At 72.1% G+C, this 20,677-nt stretch carries 15 protein-coding genes and 1 other RNA gene; 10 read left to right on the top strand and 6 right to left on the bottom strand.

Annotated features, from left to right (window positions below; all coding sequences use genetic code 11):
* Positions 1 to 161: 161 nt before the first annotated feature.
* From AB0L95_RS24525 to AB0L95_RS24510, 4 genes are all read right to left on the bottom strand, one after another.
* Entirely contained in the window at positions 162 to 1,070 is a 909-nt protein-coding gene (locus AB0L95_RS24525; protein WP_365164466.1) for a carbohydrate ABC transporter permease, read from the bottom strand.
* Positions 1,067 to 2,347 (bottom strand): sugar ABC transporter permease, encoded by a 1,281-nt coding sequence (locus AB0L95_RS24520; RefSeq protein WP_365164564.1) that lies wholly within the window; start codon positions 2,345 to 2,347, stop codon positions 1,067 to 1,069. The genes AB0L95_RS24525 and AB0L95_RS24520 overlap by 4 nt, the downstream gene beginning before the upstream one ends.
* A gap of 79 nt (positions 2,348 to 2,426) precedes the next feature.
* Positions 2,427 to 3,815 (bottom strand): ABC transporter substrate-binding protein, encoded by a 1,389-nt coding sequence (locus tag AB0L95_RS24515; protein ID WP_365164464.1) that lies wholly within the window; start codon positions 3,813 to 3,815, stop codon positions 2,427 to 2,429.
* 181 nt (positions 3,816 to 3,996) lie between these two features.
* Positions 3,997 to 7,398, bottom strand: coding sequence for an FHA domain-containing protein (locus tag AB0L95_RS24510; RefSeq protein ID WP_365164462.1), 3,402 nt, complete (start codon positions 7,396 to 7,398; stop codon positions 3,997 to 3,999).
* A 439-nt stretch (positions 7,399 to 7,837) separates the two neighbouring features.
* Here AB0L95_RS24510 and AB0L95_RS24505 point away from each other — a divergent pair, with 439 nt between their 5' ends.
* From AB0L95_RS24505 to AB0L95_RS24490, 4 genes are all read left to right on the top strand, one after another.
* Positions 7,838 to 9,511 carry a serine/threonine-protein kinase gene (locus AB0L95_RS24505; protein ID WP_365164460.1) on the top strand — a complete coding sequence of 558 codons (1,674 nt, stop codon included), beginning with the start codon at positions 7,838 to 7,840 and terminating at the stop codon, positions 9,509 to 9,511.
* A 266-nt stretch (positions 9,512 to 9,777) separates the two neighbouring features.
* A complete protein-coding gene (locus AB0L95_RS24500; protein ID WP_365164458.1) occupies positions 9,778 to 11,010 on the top strand; it encodes a serine/threonine-protein kinase in 1,233 nt (410 codons plus the stop codon).
* Positions 11,011 to 11,090: 80 nt separating this feature from the next.
* On the top strand, positions 11,091 to 12,197 hold the full coding sequence (gene prfB / locus AB0L95_RS24495) for a peptide chain release factor 2 (RefSeq protein WP_365164455.1): 1,107 nt from the start codon (positions 11,091 to 11,093) through the stop codon (positions 12,195 to 12,197).
* 324 nt (positions 12,198 to 12,521) lie between these two features.
* The gene (locus AB0L95_RS24490; RefSeq protein WP_365164453.1) at positions 12,522 to 13,187 is read left to right on the top strand and encodes a hypothetical protein; all 666 of its coding nucleotides are present in this window, start codon (positions 12,522 to 12,524) and stop codon (positions 13,185 to 13,187) included.
* Between the two features lie 327 nt (positions 13,188 to 13,514).
* On the opposite strand, the gene AB0L95_RS24485 is transcribed toward AB0L95_RS24490, so the two are convergent.
* Positions 13,515 to 13,706 carry a hypothetical protein gene (locus AB0L95_RS24485; RefSeq protein ID WP_365164451.1) on the bottom strand — a complete coding sequence of 64 codons (192 nt, stop codon included), beginning with the start codon at positions 13,704 to 13,706 and terminating at the stop codon, positions 13,515 to 13,517.
* A gap of 256 nt (positions 13,707 to 13,962) precedes the next feature.
* On the opposite strand from AB0L95_RS24485, the gene ftsE reads away from it, so the two are divergent.
* From ftsE to ssrA, 5 genes are all read left to right on the top strand, one after another.
* Positions 13,963 to 14,652, top strand: coding sequence for a cell division ATP-binding protein FtsE (gene ftsE / locus AB0L95_RS24480; RefSeq protein ID WP_365164448.1), 690 nt, complete (start codon positions 13,963 to 13,965; stop codon positions 14,650 to 14,652).
* Between the two features lie 28 nt (positions 14,653 to 14,680).
* Positions 14,681 to 15,601: a permease-like cell division protein FtsX gene (ftsX, locus tag AB0L95_RS24475; RefSeq protein WP_365164446.1), complete on the top strand. Its 921-nt coding sequence runs from the start codon at positions 14,681 to 14,683 to the stop codon at positions 15,599 to 15,601.
* A 67-nt stretch (positions 15,602 to 15,668) separates the two neighbouring features.
* Positions 15,669 to 16,841 carry a S41 family peptidase gene (locus AB0L95_RS24470; RefSeq protein ID WP_365164444.1) on the top strand — a complete coding sequence of 391 codons (1,173 nt, stop codon included), beginning with the start codon at positions 15,669 to 15,671 and terminating at the stop codon, positions 16,839 to 16,841.
* Between the two features lie 68 nt (positions 16,842 to 16,909).
* Entirely contained in the window at positions 16,910 to 17,389 is a 480-nt protein-coding gene (gene smpB / locus AB0L95_RS24465; RefSeq protein ID WP_311692279.1) for an SsrA-binding protein SmpB, read from the top strand.
* Between the two features lie 151 nt (positions 17,390 to 17,540).
* Positions 17,541 to 17,909, top strand: a transfer-messenger RNA (tmRNA) gene (ssrA, locus tag AB0L95_RS24460).
* Positions 17,910 to 18,182: 273 nt separating this feature from the next.
* Here ssrA and AB0L95_RS24455 read toward each other — a convergent pair.
* The gene (locus AB0L95_RS24455) at positions 18,183 to 19,457 is read right to left on the bottom strand and encodes an MFS transporter (RefSeq protein WP_365164442.1); all 1,275 of its coding nucleotides are present in this window, start codon (positions 19,455 to 19,457) and stop codon (positions 18,183 to 18,185) included.
* An 83-nt stretch (positions 19,458 to 19,540) separates the two neighbouring features.
* Between AB0L95_RS24455 and AB0L95_RS24450 the strand changes: the two genes are divergently transcribed.
* Positions 19,541 to 20,578 carry a LysR family transcriptional regulator gene (locus AB0L95_RS24450; protein WP_365164440.1) on the top strand — a complete coding sequence of 346 codons (1,038 nt, stop codon included), beginning with the start codon at positions 19,541 to 19,543 and terminating at the stop codon, positions 20,576 to 20,578.
* Positions 20,579 to 20,677 lie beyond the last annotated feature (99 nt).

Raw genomic sequence — 20,677 nt, 5'->3', positions numbered from 1 at the left:
AATCCATGGGTCGGCGCGGGCATACTGCCCGAAAACGGCCGATGGTGCGGTTTGGTTACGCCCGGGTGCGGCATGAGGGGGAACGTCGAAGGAAACCCCAGGTGAACGACGTGGGGTGGACCGTGGCCCCGGTCCACCCCTGAACCCCCGTGCGATCACGACTACTTGACGGCACCCGCCATGACACCCGACACGAACTGGCGCTGGAACGCGAAGAACACCGCCAGCGGGATCACCATCGAGATGAACGCGCCGGGCGCGAGGACGTCGATGTTGTTGCCGAACTGGCGTACCTGCGTCTGCAGGACCACCGTGATCGGCTGGGAGCCCGACTTGGTGAACACCAGGGCGACCAGCATGTCGTTCCACACCCACAGGAACTGGAAGATGCCGAGGCTCGCGATCGCCGGGCCGCCCAGCGGCAGCACGACCCGGGTGAACAGCCGCAGCTCGCCCGCGCCGTCGAGCCGGGCCGCCTCCAGCAGCTCCCGGGGAATCTCCGCGAAGAAGTTCCGCAGCAGGAACACCGCGAAGGGGAGACCGAAGCCCGTGTGGAAGAGGACCACCCCGAAGACCGTGCCGAACAGGCCGATCTTTCCGAAGAGTTCCGCGATCGGGATCAGTGCCACCTGTACGGGTACGACCAGCAGGCCGACCACGCCGAGGAACCACCAGTCGCGGCCCGGGAACTCCATCCAGGCGAAGGCGTAGCCCGCCAGGGAACCGATCACCACCACCAGGACGGTCGCCGGCACGGTGATCAGAACCGTGTTCAGCAGGGAGTTGGTGATGTCACTGTTCTCCAGCAGCTTCTGGTAGCTCTCGACGGTCAGCTGAGAGGGCTTGCTGAAGACCGTCCACCAGCCGGAGGCGCTCATGTCCGACGGTGAGCGCAGCGAGGACAGCAGCAGGCCGATCGTCGGCACCAGCCAGAACAGGCCGACGACGATCAGGAACACCCGGACCAGACCGCCGCCGACACCTTCCGCGAGCCGCGCGCCGAGAGAGCGCCGCGCCCGGACGACGGCGACGTGATCCGCCTTCGGCACACTTCGGGCCTCGGTCGTCATCGCCTGACCTCCCGCCGCAGCCGTCGTACGTTGAACAGCATCACCGGGATCACGAGCAGCAGCAGGAACACCGCGATCGCGCTCGCGATGCCCGGCTGGTCCTCCGAGAAGCCCTTGCGGTACAGCTCCAGGGCCAGGACGTCCGCGTCGTCCTGGGACGAGCCCGGCGGGATGATGAAGACCAGGTCGAAGACCTTCAGCACATTGATCATCAGCGTGACCGTGACCACCGCTAGCACCGGCGCGAGCAGCGGCACGGTGACCCGGCGGAAGACCTGCCACTCGTTCGCGCCGTCCACCCGCGCCGCCTCCAGCAGTTCCCGTGGCAGGCCCGCGAGCCCCGCCGCGATCAGCACCATCGCGAAGCCGGCCCACATCCACACGTACGCGCCGATGATCGCCGGTGTGACCAGCGACGGCCCCAGCCAGTCCACCCCGTTGTACGGCTCCCTGAAGTTGGCCGCCGGAAGCCGCAGCCGGGCGCCGTCGGCCCGGGCGGGCAGGGTGAACGTGCCGTCGTCGGCGGCCTTCGTCGAGGCCACCACCGTGCCGCCCCTGACCGCCTCGATCCGCATCCCGGCGTAGCCCAGCTCCGCGGGGTCGACCGCGCCGAGCCTGCCGACGCCCTTGCCGCGCGTGAAGTCCTGCCAGGTGGTGCCGGTGACGCTCCCCGGCCGGGGCTCGGCCTGTACGGCCCGCTTCGCGCCGCCCGGCATCTGGTCGGGCGCGACCCCGACCAGGGGCAGCGCGACCGGCTGCCCGGTGCGGACGGCGGTCCGGGTGATGAAGCCGCCGCCCTGTGCCATGAGCGGGGACTCGCGGCCGAGGTGCGCCTTCGGGAACGCGGACGACTGCGCGAAGGTGTCGTGGACCCCGACCCACACCGCGTTCGCGACGCCCTTGTCGGGGTCCTGGTCGTACACCAGCCGGAAGATGATCCCCGCGGCGAGCATCGAGATCGCCATCGGCATGAAGACGACCAGCTTGAACGCCGTGCCCCAGCGCACCCGTTCGGTGAGCACCGCGAAGACGAGGCCCAGCGCGGTCGAGACGGTCGGCGCGAACACCACCCAGATGATGTTGTTCTTCAGGGCGGTGCGGATGCCGTCGTCCGTGAACAGCGCCTTGTAGTTGGCGAATCCGGCGAAGCCGTCGCCGGACGCGTTCTGGAAACTGCGGACGACCGAGTACCCGATCGGGTAGACCACGAGCGCGCCGAGCAGCACCAGGGCGGGCAGCAGGAACAGCGCCGCCACGGTCCTGCGGGTGCCGGTCACACTCTTGCGCGAACGGGGAGCGGGGGGCGTCGCCGGGACCTCGGCGACGCCGTCCGCGGCTGTCGGCGGCACCGCCGGATCAGCTCCCGCTTCCGTACGCCGCCGCCGCGTCCTTCTCCAGCTTCGCCTGGGTGCCCGCGACGTCCGCCGGGTTCTTCAGGAAGTCCTGGAGGTCCTTCCACTCGCCCTTGCCGGGCGTACCGCCGAAGGCCTGCGGGGCCTGGTCGGACATGTCGAAGCGGAAGTCGTCGCCGGCCGCGATCAGCGCCTTGGCCATCTTCTGCTGCACCGGGTTCGGATACGCCGACAGCGGGACCTGCTTGTTCGGCGAGAGATAGCCGCCGAGCCGGGCCTGGACGGTCGCCGCGTCCGGTGACGCGAGAAAGGTGACCAGAGCCTGCGCCGCCGGGGAGTCCTTCAGGACGACCGCCGCGTCACCGCCGGAGACCACGGGTGGCCGGGCCCCCACCGCCGGGAACGGGAACACCTTCGCGTCCGTGCCCACCTTGGCCTTGGTCTCGCCGATGTTGACCTGCGCGAAGTCGCCCTCGAAGACCATGCCCGCCTTCGGCTGGGCGCCTCCGGTGAAGGTCTGGGTGACCGAGACGGGGAACTCGGTCTGCAGCGCACCGTCGGGGCCGCCCGCGAGGTAGTTCTTCTTGGCCCAGATCTGCGCCAGCGTGGTCAGCGCGTCCTTCACGGACGGGTCCGTCCACTTGATCTTGTGCTGGGCGAGCTGGTCGTACTTGTCGGGGCCCGCCTGGGAGAGATAGACGTTCTCGAACCAGTCGGTGAGGGTCCAGCCGTCGGCGCCGCCGACGGAGAAGGGGGTCACCCCGGAGTCGTAGACGTTCTGGGCCACCTTCAGCAGGTCCGCCCAGCGGGCCGGCTCCTTGGCCCCCGCGTTCTCGAAGACCTGGGCGTTGTACCAGATCAGGGACTTGTCGGCGGCCTTGTAGTACGCCGCGTACTGGGTGCCGTCGACCTTGCCGATGTCCTGCCAGCCCGGGGAGTAGTTCTTGGTGATCTGCGCCCGGGCCTCGGCGCCGAGGGGCTTGGCCCACTTCTTCTGGACGGCCTGTTTGACGGCGCCGGGCTGCGGGAGCAGGGCGACGTCCGGCGGCTGACCGCCGGCGATCTTCGAGCCGAGGAAGTTGATGATCGGGTCCTGGGCGGGCACGAAGGCGACCTTGGCGCCGGTGCGTTTCTCGAACTCGGCGAGCACCTTCTTGAAGTTGGCCTGTTCGCCGCCGGTCCAGACGGCGGCGACCTCCAGGCTCTGGCCGTTCAGCTTGGGGAGGGTGACGGTGGTCGCGCCGGTCGTACCACCGCTGTGCTTGTCGCCGCCGCTCTTCTTGTCGTCGCTTCCGCCGCACGCGGTGAGCGAGAGCGCGAGCGCTCCCACGACGACGGCGGCTGCGGTCCTGGCTGCCCGGTGTGTCCGGATGGTGCTGCTCGTACTGCGCATCACTGCCCCGTTCTTCGTTCCTCGTCGAACGTCGAGCGCTGTCCCGTGCGCTCTGGTGTACGCGGGGACGATCGGGGCGGCAAGAGCGCCTGCGCTGTCAACGGGGGGATCGTGACCGCCTCGTGACGTACGGTGAGCGACCCTGCCCGGCCTTGCGCCTACGGCCCTTGGGGCCACGGACCTACAACAGCGAGGGCACCTCCGTGGCCGACACCGAGCGGGCCGCGCGCTCCAGCGCGCTGGCGAGGAGCGCCAAGTCCGTGGGCCCGTTGCCCAGTTCGCGGACCGGGCGGCGCGCGGGCGGGTCGCCCATGCGGTGCCACTCCAGGGGGACGACCGTGGGGCGCAGGGTCGCCGTGCGGGGGATGCGTCCGGTGATCCGGCCCGCCTGGAAAGGCGTCACTCTGCCGTCCGCACCCGTCAACCGGCCGCGCCCCGGCGCCGGTTCATCGGGTCCGGGCGTCACCGCGTCCAGCGCGACACGCAGCGAGGCCGTGCGCGCCGGTTCCCACTCCGCGGTCCGCCCGCCCGGGGTCGCCGCCGCGACGAGATGCACCCCGAGCCGCTGCCCGTCCCGGGCCACGGCCTCCAGGGCTCGTACGACCGAACCGGCCGCCGGGCGGCCCGCCGCGCCCAGCGCGGGGGACAGCAGTGCGTCCAGGTCGTCCACCAGCACCACGAGACGGGCCAGCGCCGGCCCGGGCTCCGAACGCTGCCGTGTCGCCGCCGGCCGCAGCCGCAGGGTCGTGCTCGGCGGGGAGTCGAGGTCGCCCGAGACCGAACTCCCTGTGCGCTGCGGGCCGATCCGCTGCGACACCTCCCGCTGCGTGTGCCACTCGGTGAAGTCCAGACGCCCCAGCAACTCGGCCCGCCGCTTCAGCTCGGCGCTGAGCGACTGCGCGAACTCCCGCATACGGACCGGGTCGTTGGCCGTCAGGTGGGTGGTGACGTGCGGCAGATCCGTACCGACCCGCAGGCCCTCGGGGTCGGTGGTGCCGTTCGGGCCGCAGCCGCCGCCCTCGACGAGCACGATCCCCAGCCGGTCGGGGCGCTCGGCCGCAGCGAGCGACGCGGCGATCGAACGCAGCAGCTCCGTACGCCCGCTGCCGGGCGGCCCCTCCACCAGCATGTGCGGTCCGTCGGCGGCGAGATCCACCGTCACCGGACCGCGCGGCCCCGCGCCGAGCACCGCCCAGGCGCGACCGCCCGGCGACCTCGTGTCGTCCGCCGCGTCGGCCCAACGCGCCATCAGGGACGCCGGAGTGGCCCGCGCGAGGCCCAACTCGTCCAGCAGTCGCGCCGTCTGGGGCAGCGGCGCCGACACGCGGGGATGCCGGTCCCCGCCGCCGTCCGTGCGCAGCGGGGCGAGCGCCCGCGCGAACCGCTCCGCCCATGCCGGGGACACCGCGTCCAGGGCGGCGACCGTGCCGTGCCCGACGGGGACGCGGGGTCCCCGCGCCGAGTCCCCGCCCCCTGCGGGTGCGACCCGCAGCAGCCGCAGTGCCGTCGCCACGTCGCCGCACAGCAGCGCCACGGCCCCGCACTCCCGGAACGCGGGCGATGCCGCGCACGCCGCCTCGTAGGTCTCCGTCACCGGGGAGGCGGGCGAGGCGGACGGCGCCTCGGCCAGGCACAGCACATGGATGCCGGCCCGCGCCCCGTCCTGCGCCAGCCGCGCCACGGCCTCGCGCACGTAGGCGCCGCCGGGGTCGCCGTCCACGACCACCACGGTGTACGGCCCCGGGAAGGCGCCGCCCGGCTCCGTCTCGTCCCGCGCCCAGGACGGCCGGCGGAGGGCACCGCGCACCTCGTCGGCCGGGTCCTCGAAATCCCCGGCGCCACGGGATGTGCGATGCGTGCCGGTCGCGGCGGGGGCGCCCGGCACGCCGTCGTAGTCGGTCAGGTGGTCGTCGAGGCGGCGCAGCAGTTCGTCCGTGCGGGCCGCGGCCTGCTCGCGGTCGTACGCCAGCAGGAGCCGGCAGTCCTGACCGTGGGCCGGGCGCAGATGCGGCAGCCAGCCGAGCCAGGCCCAGTCCGCGGTGCGTTCCTCCAGCGGGCGTGAGCGGTCGGCGCTGATCAGGACCAGCTCCAGTGTGTCGGGGGAGTGCAGCGCGGCGAGCTGCGCCACCACCGCGCGCGCCAGTCCCGCGAGCCGCGCCCGGGGCCCGGCCAGGCCGAGCGCGCCCACCTCGCGCAGCCCGGCGGTCACCGGCACCGCGGGCAGCAGTCCCGTGCCGTCCGGCGCCGCCCGATCGGCCGTGCCCAGCCGCACGGTGAGCGTCTCCGGGTGGCCGGGGCCGCGCTCCCACAGCCGTGGCCCGGGGCCGAGCGCGCTCAGCAGCAGCGCCGCGAGGTCGGGCCACTTCTCGGGGACCGGGGCGGCGAAGGACGCGGGCGCTGCGGTGATCGCGGCCTCGTCGAAGCCCGGTCGTGCGGTGTCGGCCTGTTCGCCACGGCTTCCGGTGAGACGCCGCGCCCACGCGGTGAACCCGCGCCTGCGCACGCCCGGCGGCAGGTCCGTGCCCCGGTGCCCGATGCCCGGGGCTCCGCCCTGCCCGGCCACGGTGGGCGCCGTCGGGGCACCTTCCGTGAGCGGGAGAGCAGCCGACAGTCTGGGGGACGGCGGCTCCACCGGGCCGTGCTCCTGTGCCCCGGGGGCGGCCCCGCCGGAGGCGCCCCACTCGGTGACGCCGAAGCCGTGGTGGGTGTCTGCGGAGGCGAGGCCGTGCCCGTCCCGGGCCGGGGTGCCCGTGGCGGCGTCCCGGCCGGGCGTATCCGTGGTGGCGTCCCTGCCCGGGGCCGCCGCAGCGCCGTATTCCGCGTCCGGGGTGCTCGCCCCGCGCGCGTGCGGCACCGTCGTCGTCGGTCGCGGGGCAGCCTCCGGGCTCCCCGGAACCTCCTCGCCCAGGACCCGCACCTGCCCCTCGCCGTCCGGCGCCGTCCGCACGCGCCGCGCCGGGCCGGGCGGGGCCAGCCGCAGGGCCGATTCACCGAGGCGCAGCAGCGCCCCGGGGGCCAGGCGCACCGGACGGTCGGTCACCTGCCTGCCGTCGAGCACCGTGCCGTTCGTGGACCCCAGGTCGGCGACCGAGACCCGGCCGTCGGCGGCGACCGTGACCGCGCAGTGCAGCCGGGAGACGTCGGGGTCGTCCAGCGGGACGTCCGCGTCGGCGGAGCGGCCGATGCGGGCCACGCCGCCGTGCAGCAGATGGACGCCGCCCGCGTCCGGGCCCGCCACCACCTGGAGCTGGGCCGCGTCCTCGTCGGGCTCGGGGCCCGGCTCCGCGGGCGCGCCCAGCGTCAGCACCGCCCCGTCCAGCAGCGGCGGCTCGCCGAGCGTGCAGCGCTGCGGGTCCAGTCGCTCCGAGCCCGCGTACAGCACCAGGGAACCCGCGCCGGGCTCTCGGCCGCGCTCGGGCGCGGGGGCGCCGCCGGCCGCGCCGACCGCCGAGGCCAGGCCCGACGCCACCGCGGCCAGTGCCGTGCCGGCGGGCGCGGTGACCAGCACGTCGCAGCTCGCGGCGCGCGCCCGTGACTCCGGGGGCGGGCCCAGCCGGTCTACGACGGTCAGCCGGATCTGCATCGCCGTCAGCGGTCCCTTCTGCGCGGGCGCCCGCGCGCGGGGATAGCGGGAGCCGCGCCGCGGTCCCCCACCGCGAACTCCCCCCACCGCACACGAGCACAGCGGCCAGTACGGAATGCATCCTCGCACCTGCCACCGACAACATGCCCGTCGCCCAACGCCAAGTGATCTTGATTGGTCGGCTCTGCCCGCAAAAGTGCCTGACCGGTGCCCGGCCGGTGTCCGCTTGAGATCGGTCACGTCCGGCCGCGGCAACCGAGGGACCGAGGGGAGCGTCTTTTCTTCGAACATGCACGAGAAGCGGAACGTAAGACGGACTGGACAACAGGGAGCGCCGCCGACCGCGGCACTACAGTGGGTCGGAACACGCTCGGCACTCCGGGAGCGGTGACCGGAGCCGGCGACGGACCAGGCAAGCGATCAGCAGGGAGCGCATGACGTGCGGCCGGTAGGCAGCAAGTACCTGCTCGAGGAGCCGCTCGGACGCGGCGCCACGGGCACCGTCTGGCGAGCCCGCCAGCGGGAGACCGCGGGCGCCGAGGCGGCCGTGCCCGGCCAGCCCGGCGAGACGGTCGCGATCAAGGTTCTCAAGGAAGAGCTCGCGAGCGATCCGGACATCGTGATGCGGTTCCTGCGAGAGCGGTCCGTCCTGCTCCGGCTCACCCATCCGAACATCGTCCGGGTGCGCGACCTGGTCGTCGAGGGTGATCTGCTGGCGCTGGTCATGGACCTCGTCGAGGGCCCCGACCTGCACCGCTACCTTCGCGAGAACGGCCCCTTCAGCCCGGTCGCCGCCGCCCTGCTCACCGCGCAGATCGCCGACGCGCTGGCCGCGAGCCACGCCGACGGCGTCGTGCACCGCGACCTGAAGCCCGCGAACGTGCTGCTCCAGCAGTACGACGGCCAGATGCACCCGCTGCTGACCGACTTCGGCATCGCCCGGCTGGCCGACTCGCCCGGGCTCACGCGTACGCAGGAGTTCGTCGGCACGCCCGCGTACGTCGCTCCCGAGTCGGCCGAGGGCCGCCCGCAGACCTCCGCCGTCGACATCTACGGCGCCGGCATCCTGCTGTACGAGCTGGTCACCGGACGTCCGCCGTTCGCCGGCGGGACCGCCCTGGAGGTCCTCCACCAGCATCTGAGCGCCGAACCGCGCCGCCCCTCCACGGTGCCCGAGCCGTTGTGGACGGTGATAGAGCGCTGTCTGCGCAAGAACCCGGAGGAGCGGCCGAGCGCCGAGAGCCTGGCGCGCGCGCTGCGGGTGGTCGCTGAGGGCGTCGGCGTGCACGCCAACGCCGACCAGATCGCCGCCGCGGACGGTGTGGCCGTGCTGCTCGCGCCGGACCCGGCCCCGGCGGCCGTACCCGGCTCGGCCGACCCCACGCAGGTGCTGCCGCAGGGTGCGGCCGGCGCGTACGACCCGAACGCGGCGACCAGCGTCCTGCCGCACACCTCGGGCGCCGCCGATCCGACGGCCGTGCTGCCGAACCGGGGTGCGGCCGATCCGACGGCCGTGATGCCGCCGGTGCCGCCGTACGGGCCCGGCGGACAGCAGGGGCCCGGCGGGCCCCAGGAGCCGCACCCCTGGCAGAACCAGCTGCGCGCGGCCCGCGACCGCAACGAGCAGACGCAGGTCCAGGCCTACCTCGACCCGGGTGAGGACCCGCTGCGCCGCCGCCCGCAGCGCCAGGTGGCGCGCCCGCAGCAGCGCCCCCAGCAGCCCCGGCAGCAGCAGCCGCCCCCGGGCTACGGCTACCAGCAGCAGCCCCAGCAGTACGCGCCCCAGCGGCAGCAGTACGCCCCCGGGCCTCCGCAGCAGCAGCCGCAGCGCTACGCGCCGGCGCCGCAGCAGCAGCCCCAGCGGCCGGAGCCGCGTCCGGCGCGCGAGCCGCGGCCACCGCGTCAGCGCAGCGCTAACCCGATGAAGATCCCGGGGCTCGGCTGTCTGAAGGGATGTCTGTTCGTCATCGTCATCCTGTTCGTCGCCGGGTGGCTGGTCTGGGAGTTCAGCCCCTTGCAGCATTGGATCGGCACGACGGAGTCGTACTGGCAGCTGCTGAGCGGCTGGTTCGACAAGGTGACCGGGTGGATCGGCGACCTGAACTCCAAGTAGGCGACCTGAACTTCAAGTAGGCGACCTGAACTTCAAGTAGGCGACGTGAGCGCCGAGTAGCGGGCCTGTCGGCCGACGCGGGCCGTGGGTCAGGGGATTTGTCGACATCCGAGGGGTGATTTCGGGCTCAGCGGTGAAGGTTGCCCCTCCGGACGCGTAGTTTTGTCGATCGGGGCCAGGGCGCGCGGCGGTGTCAGCCGCTCGTTCCGTGCCGGGGCCCCGCATCGGCGCAGCGTCGGCAACAGGCGTCCCCAGTAGGAGCAGTCTTGGCACGGAAGATCGGCAGCCGGTACACCGCGAACCAGATCCTGGGACGGGGGAGCGCCGGCACGGTGTGGCTGGGCGAGGGGCCGGACGGTCCCGTCGCCATCAAGCTCCTGCGGGAGGACCTCGCGTCCGACCAGGAGCTCGTGGGCCGCTTCGTCCAGGAGCGCACGGCGCTGCTGGGGCTGGACCATCCGAACGTGGTGTCCGTACGGGACCTGGTGGTCGACGGCACCGATCTGGCACTGGTCATGGACCTGGTCCGGGGCACCGATCTGCGCACCCGTCTGGAGCGGGAGCGCCGCCTCGCGCCCGAGGCGGCGGTGGCGATCGTGGCGGATGTGGCGGACGGGCTGGCGGCGGCGCACGCGGCGGGAGTCGTGCACCGGGACGTCAAGCCGGAGAACGTGCTGCTGGACATGCAGGGGCCGCTGGGCCCCGGCGGGGCGCACCCGGCGCTGCTGACCGACTTCGGCGTGGCCAAGCTGATCGACTCGCCCCGCCGGACCAAGGCGACCAAGATCATCGGAACCCCGGACTATCTGGCACCGGAGATCGTGGAAGGGCTGCCGCCGCGCGCGGCGGTCGACATCTACGCCCTGGCGACGGTCCTGTACGAGCTGCTGGCCGGCTTCACGCCGTTCGGCGGCGGCCACCCGGGGGCGGTGCTCCGCCGCCATGTCACCGAGTCCGTCGTCCCGCTCCCGGGCATCCCCGAAGAGCTGTGGCAGCTGATCGTCCAGTGCCTGGCCAAGGCCCCCGCGTCCCGGTTGCGGGCCTCGGAGCTGGCGTCGCGGCTGCGGGAGCAGCTGCCGCTGCTGGCGGGGATGCCGCCGCTGGACGTCGACGAGCCGGACACCGAGCCCGCCGAGGAGCCGGCCGAGGCGGCCGGGCCCGGCGAGCCCACGGCGGCGCGGGAACGGCGCGGGGCGGTGCCGCTGGTGCCGGGGGCCAAGCCCGACTCCAACCGTGACACCCATACGTCGATGCGGGTGCCGGGCCCGGACGAGCTGGCGGGCGGCGCCCGCGGCACGGCCCGTGCGCCCCGGGCCACGGGCGCCCCCCGCCCCGGCTCGGCCCGCCACCGCGCGCAGACCCGCCGGCGCCGGATCGCGCTGGGCGCGGCGACGGCGGTACTGCTGGCGGCGGTCGGGGTCGGCACCTGGCTGGCCGCCTCGGGAGACGACGGCGCGGGCCCCTCGGACACGAAGAACTCGGCTCCGGCATCCCCCTGAGCCCCGCCCGCCGCAGAGCGTCCCCGTGAACCGGCGGTTACCCGGCGCTGGCTTCCCGGCGGAGCCGTTACGCTGGATGCGTGGCAGTCGTCGATGTATCCGAAGAGCTCAAGTCCCTCTCCTCGACCATGGAGTCGATCGAGGCCGTTCTGGACCTTGAAAAGATGAGGGCAGACATCGCCGTGCTCGAGGAGCAGGCGGCCGAGCCGTCCCTCTGGGACAACCCGGACGAGGCGCAGAAGATCACCAGCAAGCTCTCCCACCTCCAGGCCGAGGTGCGGAAGGCCGAGACCCTGCGCGGCCGGATCGACGACCTCGGTGTGCTCTTCGAGCTCGCCGAGGCCGAGGCCGACGCGGACGCCCGGGCCGAGGCCGAGGCCGAGCTCACCGACGTCCGCAAGGCGCTGGACGAGATGGAGGTCCGGACGCTCCTGAGCGGCGAGTACGACGCCCGGGAGGCGCTCGTCAACATCCGCGCCGAGGCCGGCGGCGTCGACGCGGCCGACTTCGCCGAGCGGCTCCAGCGCATGTACCTGCGCTGGGCGGAGCGGCACGGGTACAAGACGGAGATCTACGAGACGTCGTACGCGGAAGAGGCGGGGATCAAGTCCACGACCCTCGCCGTCCAGGCGCCGTACGCCTACGGCACCCTCTCCGTCGAGCAGGGCACCCACCGCCTGGTCCGTATCTCCCCCTTCGACAACCAGGGCCGTCGGCAGACCTCCTTCGCCGGTGTCGAGGTCCTTCCGGTCGTCGAGCAGTCCGACCACGTGGAGATCGACGAGTCCGACCTCCGGGTCGACGTGTTCCGCTCCTCCGGCCCCGGCGGCCAGGGCGTCAACACGACCGACTCCGCCGTACGGATCACGCACCTGCCCACCGGCATCGTGGTCACCTGCCAGAACGAGCGGTCCCAGATCCAGAACCGCGCCTCCGCGATGAACGTCCTGCAGGCCAAGCTCCTCGAACGGCGCCGGCAGGAGGAGCAGGCCAAGATGGACGCCCTCAAGAGCGACGGCGGCAACTCCTGGGGCAACCAGATGCGTTCGTACGTCCTGCACCCGTACCAGATGGTCAAGGACCTGCGGACCAACTACGAAATGGGCAACCCCGAGGCCGTGTTCAGCGGTGAGATCGACGGGTTCATCGAGGCCGGTATTCGCTGGCGCAAGCAGCAGGAGAAGTAACCCCGGCAACGCGCGGCGCCACGCTGCCGCAAGCAGCACTTTGTCGACAAGGCAACTGCCCCGGAACACGGGGCAGTTGCCTTCTCTGTCGCTCGATGTCTGGGTTTTGCATCACACTTACAACTCAACCACTCCCGCAAAAGACGTCTTACTGGACATCGCGTGCGCAACGACCTTGACGTTGCTTTGAAAAATCGGAAGGGTGAAGGGTGGCATGCGTATCCATGGGGCGCATGTGAACCGGGGGGCTCAGCACAGTCATCCCCGACGCCGTGGCCCCGTGCGCTGCTCCATTGACGATCAGCTACTGGGGGTAGCAGCTAGATGACCAAGAAGACGCGGATCCGCCTGGCGCGGATAGCCGCAGGCGCCGTGATCGCCGCGGGTGCGTCGCTGACCGCTGCGGGTGCCGCCTCGGCACTCGACATCAGCATCGGCGCGAGTGCCGGAGGCGACGGAGTGGGAGTCGGGGTCGCCGTCAACGGTGACGACCCGACGCCCACCGACACCGGTATCCCGACGGACCCGGAGTCGCCGACCGACCCGGGCACGCCGACGGACCCGGGCACGCCCACCGACCCGGGCACGCCCACGGACCCGGGCACGCCGACGGACCCCGGGACGCCCACCACCAGCGACCCGACCGACGACCCGACCCAGCCCACCGACGACCCGACCGAGCCGACGGACGACCCGACCGACGGCAGCGGACACGGCGGCGGCAGCGGGAACGGCGGCGGCAACGACACCAACCCCGACGGCGGGAGCGGCCCGGTCCAGCAGGGCAAGGGCTCCTCGGGCCTGACCGACACCGGCGCGGACACCGCGAAGTCCGACACCTCTGCCCAGGGCGGCGGCAAGCAGCTGGCCGAGACGGGTGCGGGTCAGACCGCGTTCCTGCTGGTCGGCGCCGCCACGATGATCGCCGGCGGCATCGGCTTCCGTGTGCTGCCGCGCCTCGCGTCGGGCCGCGGCCAGGCCGCCGCCTGACGCACACCGTGACGCCATGAGGGGGCCGGAACCCCGACCGGCGGGCATCCGATCCATGGATGCCCGGTCCGCGGGCTCCCGGCTCCCGGGGCGCCTGCCCGCCGCACTCCCTCCAGGAGTGTGAGAACGGCGAGAAACACGTGAGAAGGGCCCGGGACGTCTCCGTCCCGGGCCCTTCTCCGTACGTCCGTGTATGCGCGTGTACGTGGTGTGTCCGTCGCCTCCCGACCGCCGCGACGCCGGTCCGGTGTGCCGCGTGGGCAGCGCCGCGCGGTGATCCCGTACGCCCTGCCCGCCCGCCGTGCGCCCCTCCCGGGCCGCCGTGCGCTACGCCGTCTGGTGCGCCAGCAGTGCCACGGCCGCGATCAGCACGGCCAAGAGCGCGATCAGTGCCGCCGGATTCATCCCTGACCAGGGGCTTTCCTGCTGGAGCCGCTCACGGCTCGCCCGGCAGACGGGGCAGCGGCCCTCGTTCACGGGCGCCGCGCAGTTCGCGCACACCAATCGGTCGTACGTCATGCGCCTCGCCCTCCTTGTGCCGCTTCCACGTACACAACGTTTCCGGGAACGCAACCGTTCCCCACTCCACTGTGCCAGGTTCCGCGAGCCGCTGCGCGGGGTCGGCCGGCCAAGCACCCGGCGGCAGGGGCGGCCGGGCGCCCAAGCGGAAGGGACAAAACGCTCAACTCTTCTGCAACCCCTCCCGGCGACTGCGCTCGCGTACCCGGTTCGCGTATGGTCACGCTCACCTACCCCAACGGCCCGTGGTGCATCCGTGATCCGATTCGACAATGTCTCCAAGGTCTACCCCAAGCAGAACCACCCTGCCCTCCGGGATGTCTCCCTGGAGGTCGAGAAGGGCGAGTTCGTCTTCCTCGTGGGGTCCTCCGGCTCCGGAAAGTCCACCTTCCTGCGGCTGATCCTCCGCGAGGAGCGGTGCAGCACCGGACAGGTGCACGTCCTGGGCAAGGACCTCGCTCGCCTCTCCAACTGGAAGGTGCCGCAGATGCGCCGCCAGCTGGGGACGGTGTTCCAGGACTTCCGCCTTCTGCCGAACAAGACGGTCGCCGAGAACGTGGCCTTCGCGCAGGAGGTGATCGGCAAGTCGCGCGGCGAGATCCGCAAGTCCGTGCCCCAGGTGCTCGACCTGGTCGGGCTCGGCGGCAAGGAGGACCGAATGCCCGGCGAGCTCTCCGGTGGTGAACAGCAGCGCGTCGCCATCGCGCGGGCCTTCGTCAACCGGCCCAAGCTGCTGATCGCCGACGAGCCCACCGGCAACCTCGACCCGCAGACCTCCGTCGGCATCATGAAGCTGCTCGACCGGATCAACCGGACGGGCACGACCGTGGTGATGGCGACCCACGACCAGAACATCGTGGACCAGATGCGCAAGCGCGTCATCGAGCTGGAGAAGGGCCGCCTCGTCCGCGACCAGGCACGCGGCGTCTACGGCTACCAGCACTGAGTTCCACGGAAAGGCTTGAGCAGACGCCATGCGCGCCCAGTTCGTTCTGTCGGAGATCGGTGTCGGTCTCCGCCGCAATCTGACGATGACCTTCGCGGTGATCGTCTCGGTTGCCCTCTCCCTGGCCCTCTTCGGTGGCTCACTCCTGATGAGCGACCAGGTGAACCAGATGAAGGGCTACTGGTACGACAAGGTCAACGTCTCGATCTTCCTGTGCAACAAGAGCGACGCGGAGTCCGACCCCAACTGCTCCAAGGGTGCGGTCACCGAAGAGCAGAAGAAGCAGATCCTCGGCGATCTCGACAAGATGACGTCCGTCGTCCAGAAGGTGACCTACGAGTCCCAGGACGAGGCCTACAAGCACTACAAGGAGCAGTTCGGCGACTCCCCGCTGGCCAGTTCGCTGACTCCGGACCAGATGCAGGAGTCGTACCGCATCAAGCTGAAGAACCCGGAGCAGTACCAGGTCATCGCGAGCGCCTTCAACGGCCGCGACGGCGTGCAGTCGGTGCAGGACCAGAAGGGCATCCTCGACAACCTCTTCGGCCTGCTGAACGGCATGAACTGGGCCGCCCGAGCGGTGATGGCGATGATGCTGGTCGTCGCGCTGATGCTGATCGTCAACACGGTACGTGTCTCCGCGTTCAGCCGTCGTCGTGAGACCGGCATCATGCGCCTGGTCGGCGCCTCCGGTTTCTACATCCAGGCGCCGTTCATCATGGAGGCCGCGGTCGCCGGGCTCATCGGCGGCACGGTGGCGTGCGGATTCCTCCTGGTCGCCCGATACTTCATCATCGACCACGGCCTGGACCTGTCCCACAAGCTGAACCTCATCAACTTCATCGGCTGGGACGCCGTCCTGACCAAGCTCCCCCTGATACTCGCCACCAGCCTTCTGATGCCGGCGCTGGCCGCGTTCTTCGCGTTGCGCAAGTACCTGAAGGTGTGACGCACGCCAATGGGGCCGTACGGGCAACCGTCCGTGCGGCCCTTTGCGTTGTCCTAGACTCACCCGCATGTCCGGCCGTGACCTGTTCTGTCAGCCCCGCCGCGTTCGCCACGGGGCGGCTCTGACGTTGGTCTTCGCGAGTGTCCTCGTGGCCGGCGCCGCGACGGGCTCGTTCGGCGAGACCGTCCGGAGGACCCCCGACGCCGAAGCCGCGGTCCCCGCGGGGCACGGCGACGCCGTCACCGAGGCGGCCGAACGGGCCATGGCCGACGGCAAGTCCCCCATGGAGGCCGCCGAGCGCGCCGTCAGCCGCAGCGGCGACCGCTGGAGCGCCGTCTACTCCCAGGGCGAGTACCAGGAGTTCCAGGAGGCCCTCGACGGCCGGTACACGGGCGTCGGACTGTCAGCCCGGCGCGAGCGCGACGGCCGGATCGAGGTGACCGAGGTGCAGCCCGGCTCGCCCGCGGCGGCCGCCGGGATCCGCGGCGGTGACCGGCTGTGCAGCGTCGACGGCGAGGACGTCGACGGCAGGCCCGTCACCGAGGTCGTCTCCTTACTCCGCGGCGACTCCGAAGGCACCGACGACGCGGCCGCAGGCACCCGGGTCAGAATCGGCCTGGAGCGCGGGACGCGGACCTGGAGCGAAGAACTGCGCCGGGCCCGGCTGTCCACCGACTCGGTGAGCGTGCGCCGGCTCGCCGGGCGCGTCACCCTGATCAGGGTCGCGGCCTTCACCAAGGGCTCCGGCGACCTCGTACGCAACGCCGTCGACCATGCCCCGGCGGGCGCCGGGATCGTTCTCGACCTGCGCGGCAATTCCGGCGGCCTGGTCACCGAGGCCGTCACCGCCGCCTCCGCCTTCCTCGACGGCGGACTCGTGGCCACGTACGACGTCCATGGCGACCAGCGCTCCCTGCACGCCGAACCGGGCGGCGACACCACCAGACCCCTGGTCGCGCTCGTCGACGGCGGCACGATGAGCGCGGCCGAGCTGCTCACCGGTGCCCTCCAGGACCGCGGTCGCGCGGTCGTCGTGGGCACCCGCACCTTCGGCAAGGGCTCCATCCAGATGCCGAGCCGCCTGCCTGACGGCTCCGTGGCGGAGCTGACCGTCGGGCACTACCGCACCCCCGCGGGCCACAAAGTCGACGGCCGGGGCATCACCCCGGACCTGGAGGCCGGGGACGAGGTGCTCGAACGGGCCGAGACGGTGCTCAGCGGCCTGGGCGACGCTTCGTAGCGCCGCGCCGCCCCCTCCGTAATCGGCTTCCCTTCGCACCCCCTTGTAGTGCGAAAATGGACGGCACTATGGCAAAGGAAAAAGGGCGCAAGCTGATCGCGCAGAACAAGAAGGCGCGGCACGACTACCACATCCTCGACACGTACGAGGCGGGCCTCGTGCTGACCGGGACCGAGGTCAAGTCGCTGCGCCAGGGAAGGGCCTCGCTGGTCGACGGCTTCGTGCAGCTGGACGCGCACGAGGCGTGGCTGCACAACGTCCATGTCCCGGAGTACAGCCAGGGCACCTGGACGAACCACAGCGCGCGCCGCAAGCGGAAGCTGCTGCTGCACCGGGTCGAGATCGACAAGCTGGAGTCCAAGTCCCAGGAGACGGGTCACACGATCGTGCCCCTCGCCCTGTACTTCAAGGACGGCCGGGCCAAGATCGAGATCGCGCTGGCGAGGGGCAAGAAGGAGTACGACAAGCGGCAGACGCTCCGCGAGAAGCAGGACCGCCGCGAGGCCGACCGGGCGATGTCGGCGGTACGGCGCCGGCAGCGGGCCTGAGCCGCCCGGACCGGAACGATCCGGCGCCCGGCACCGTTGAACCGGGTACCACGACGGGATGACCGCCGGGAATACGGTGGCATCGATGTGCGTTGGTCACGTACGATACTGCCTGCACCGCATGCCGGTGTGAGCATTGAAAAATCAACATGGGGATGATCGGTTTCGACAGCGGCTGTCGAAGCAGGGGAAGCGTGTCGAGGAAGCGGCCATGATCTCGTAAACCACAGGCCGAAAACAATAATCGCCAACACCAAGCGCGATTCCTTCGCCCTCGCTGCCTAAGTAGCGACTTGCGAAGTGTCAGCCCGGGGCTGTTCCCGACCCGGATCCTGGCATCAGCTAGGGGACTAAACCTTGATCCCGGTCACGGGGTGAAGAGGGAAATCTAACAGTGACTGAGCCCGTCGGAGACTTGTTCGCGTGATCTCCGGGGCTGAGAAAAGCGAAGCGAACTGCACACGGAGAAGCCCTGATTCCGCACCGTTGGACGCGGGTTCGATTCCCGCCATCTCCACGATCTGGAGCTCGACCGTGCTCGCACACAACGCGAGCCCGGTCCGGCCCGTCGTATGTCCGGGGGCATGACCCCCGGACCCCGTGCCCCATGTGGACCAAGGCCCTGCTGCTTCGAGCGGCGGGGCCTTTGTCGTTCCCCGTGCCTCTCCGGGGTGCTGCAGCAGCAGCGGACCACCGTGCTGACGGCCGCCTGTCCCGGGAAGTTCGCGGCCGGCGGGGTCGTCCTTGCTGTTCGTCTCCACGCGAGGCTCCCTCGGCGGGTGCTCCCGGTGGCCTACGGCACCGGGCCGTCCTGCATCGACCGGCCTGTGCCCGCACCGCTGTCCTCGGTGGATATGCGCACCGCACCCCTGTGCCCCGCCGCGATCAGCAGGGCCAGGGCCGCCGCCGCGCTGGGCACCGTGAAGCCCGTCGTCGGCGAGAGGTGTTCCACTGCCCAGCCACCCGTCGCGGAGCCGCCGGCCACGCCGCCCAGCAGGGCCGTCACCGCCAGGGTCATGCCCTCGTTCAGGCGGCCCGGCGGTGTGCGGCGCTGGACCAGCGTCATCGCCGTGACCATCGTGGGCGCCGTGGCCATGCCCGCGAGGAGCAGGGCGGGGGCCAGGGCGGCGAGGGAGCCGGTGGTGCGGGCCGCGAGCAGGGGGAGGGACATCAGGGCGGCCATCAGCGCCAGGCACCACAGGTAGCGGCGTTCGGGAGGGCCCTCGGGGCGCAGGGTGCCGTAGAGCAGGCCGGCCGCGCACGATCCGGCGGCCTGGAGCGCCAGGACCGGGCCGGCGACGGCCTTGTGGCCGTGTGCGTCCGCGAACGCGATGGTCACCACCTCCATCGAACCGAACACCACGCCGGTGGCGAGCAGGCCGAGGAGGAGCGGGGGCATGCCGGGCGCGCGGAACGGGGCCGTCGCGGGAACGTCCCGGCTCGGCGGCGGTTCCGTGGCGCGCTGTGCCGTGAACACCAGCATGCCCGTGAGCAGCAGGATCCCGCCGATCAGGGTCCCGGCCGCCGGGAAGAGCCGGGTGCACAGGAAGACGGCGAGCACCGGGCCGAGCATGAAACACAGCTCGTCCGCCGCCTGTTCGAAGGAGTTCGCGGTGTGCAGGGCGTCCGGGTCGTCACGGAGGAGGTGGGCCCAGCGGGCGCGGGACAGCCCGCCGATATTGGGGGTCGTGGCGGTGGCGGCGTAGGCGGCGCACAGGGTCCAGCCGGGGGCGTCGTAGTGCACGCAGAGCAGCAGGCCCAGACCGCCGAGCAGGGCGAACGCGGTCGCGGGCACCGCGATCCGCGCCTGGCCGTGGCGGTCGATCAGCCGTGCGACCCAGGGGCCGGCCACGGCCGTCGCCGCGAGGCCGGTGGCGGTGACGGCGCCGGCGAGGGCGTACGAGCCCCGGGCGCCCGCGATCATGATGACCGCGCTCACGCTGAACATGCCGATGGGAAGGCGGGCGATGAGGTTCCCGATCGTGAAGGCACGGGCGCCGGGCACGGTGAACAGACGGTGGTAGGGGTTGCGGGACCGGGGGGTGAGGGCGGGCGACGGTTGTGGCATGCAACAACCGTCGCCCGCGCCCTGACCTGCGGTCCAACACTTACTCCGTGGCCATTGACGCACCTGGGTTGTAAGTTCTGCGGATGCCCGCCGCCACCGTCGAGCCCCGTCTGCTGCGCGCCTTCCTCGCCGTCGCCGAGGAACTGCACTTCACCCGCGCCGCGACCCGTCTGTACGTCGCCCAGCAGGCGCTCAGCCGCGACATCCGCCGACTGGAACGGGAGTTGGGCGCCGAGCTGTTCGTCCGCACCACCCGGCAGGTGTCCCTGACCCCAGACGGCGCGCGCCTGCTGCCGTACGCGCGCCGGGTGTTGGAGGCGCACAGCGCGCTGCTCGCCGCGTTCGGGCGGGACGGTGAGTCCGACCGGCCCCTGCTGGTGGACGTCAACAGCCCGGGGCTGATCGGCTGCCGGATCCTCGACCGCGCCCGTGAGCTGGTCCCGGACATCGAGCTGATGACGCGCTACGAGAGCGGTCTGACGGGCGCCGCCGGTGAGATCCTCGCCGGGCGGCTCGATGCGTCGTTCGGGCGGTTCGCCGGGCTGGACCCGGCGGTCCGGGCGCGGCTCGAACAGCAGCCCGTGCGCTACGAGCAGATGGCGATCATCCTGCCCGAGGGCCACCGTCTGGCGCCCCTGGTCGAGGTCCCGCTGTCGGCACTGGCCGGGGAGACCGTCTACGCGGGTGCCGGGAACTCCCGGACACCGGAGTGGACCGACCTCGCGCGCCGTCTGTTCGAGGACCGGGGCATCGGCATCGCACCGCCCGCGCCACTCGCCGTCGGAAAGGACGAGTTCCAGCGGATCATGGCGAAGCGGGGGCACCCGATCCTGGCGGTGACGGACTTCCCGCCCATGCCGCGCACGGTCCTGCGACCGCTGGTGGACCCGGTGCCGCTGTCCCCGGTGTCGCTGGTGTGGCGCAAGGACACGGCGCACCCCGGGATCGACGCGCTGCGACGGGCGGCGGCCGAGACCGGGGCCGCCGAGGGGTGGTTGCGGCGGCTCCCCGGGGCCTGGATCCCCGCCGCCGACGCGGAGGTCATGGAGAACCGTCCGGGGCGGGCCGCGCGGGAGTCCGCCCCGGGCTGGCCGCCGGCCACCCGGGGCGGCCGGTGGTGAGGGCGCGCGGCGGGCCCCCTCACCGCGCCGTTGTCCGTTCCGTGAGAGCAACGTTCCCTCGCGGTCACCCGCGGGCACAGCGCGGAAACGCGTCCTTCC

This window comes from Streptomyces sp. NPDC052036 (assembly GCF_040680495.1).
Lineage (GTDB): Bacteria > Actinomycetota > Actinomycetes > Streptomycetales > Streptomycetaceae > Streptomyces.
Note: the sequence above shows the minus strand (reverse complement) of the source record. Positions and strands in the feature narration are given on the sequence as shown.

Bases quoted from the DNA above. Each gene is read 5' to 3' on its own strand.
- AB0L95_RS24525 (WP_365164466.1), bottom strand. From the start codon at position 1,070: ATGACGACCGAGGCCCGAAGTGTGCCGAAGGCGGATCACGTCGCCGTC.
- AB0L95_RS24515 (WP_365164464.1), bottom strand. From the start codon at position 3,815: ATGCGCAGTACGAGCAGCACCATCCGGACACACCGGGCAGCCAGGACC.
- AB0L95_RS24510 (WP_365164462.1), bottom strand. From the start codon at position 7,398: ATGCAGATCCGGCTGACCGTCGTAGACCGGCTGGGCCCGCCCCCGGAG.
- AB0L95_RS24490 (WP_365164453.1), top strand. From the start codon at position 12,522: ATGACCAAGAAGACGCGGATCCGCCTGGCGCGGATAGCCGCAGGCGCC.
- AB0L95_RS24485 (WP_365164451.1), bottom strand. From the start codon at position 13,706: ATGACGTACGACCGATTGGTGTGCGCGAACTGCGCGGCGCCCGTGAAC.
- ftsX (WP_365164446.1), top strand. From the start codon at position 14,681: ATGCGCGCCCAGTTCGTTCTGTCGGAGATCGGTGTCGGTCTCCGCCGC.
- AB0L95_RS24470 (WP_365164444.1), top strand. From the start codon at position 15,669: ATGTCCGGCCGTGACCTGTTCTGTCAGCCCCGCCGCGTTCGCCACGGG.
- smpB (WP_311692279.1), top strand. From the start codon at position 16,910: ATGGCAAAGGAAAAAGGGCGCAAGCTGATCGCGCAGAACAAGAAGGCG.
- AB0L95_RS24455 (WP_365164442.1), bottom strand. From the start codon at position 19,457: ATGCCACAACCGTCGCCCGCCCTCACCCCCCGGTCCCGCAACCCCTAC.
- AB0L95_RS24450 (WP_365164440.1), top strand. From the start codon at position 19,541: ATGCCCGCCGCCACCGTCGAGCCCCGTCTGCTGCGCGCCTTCCTCGCC.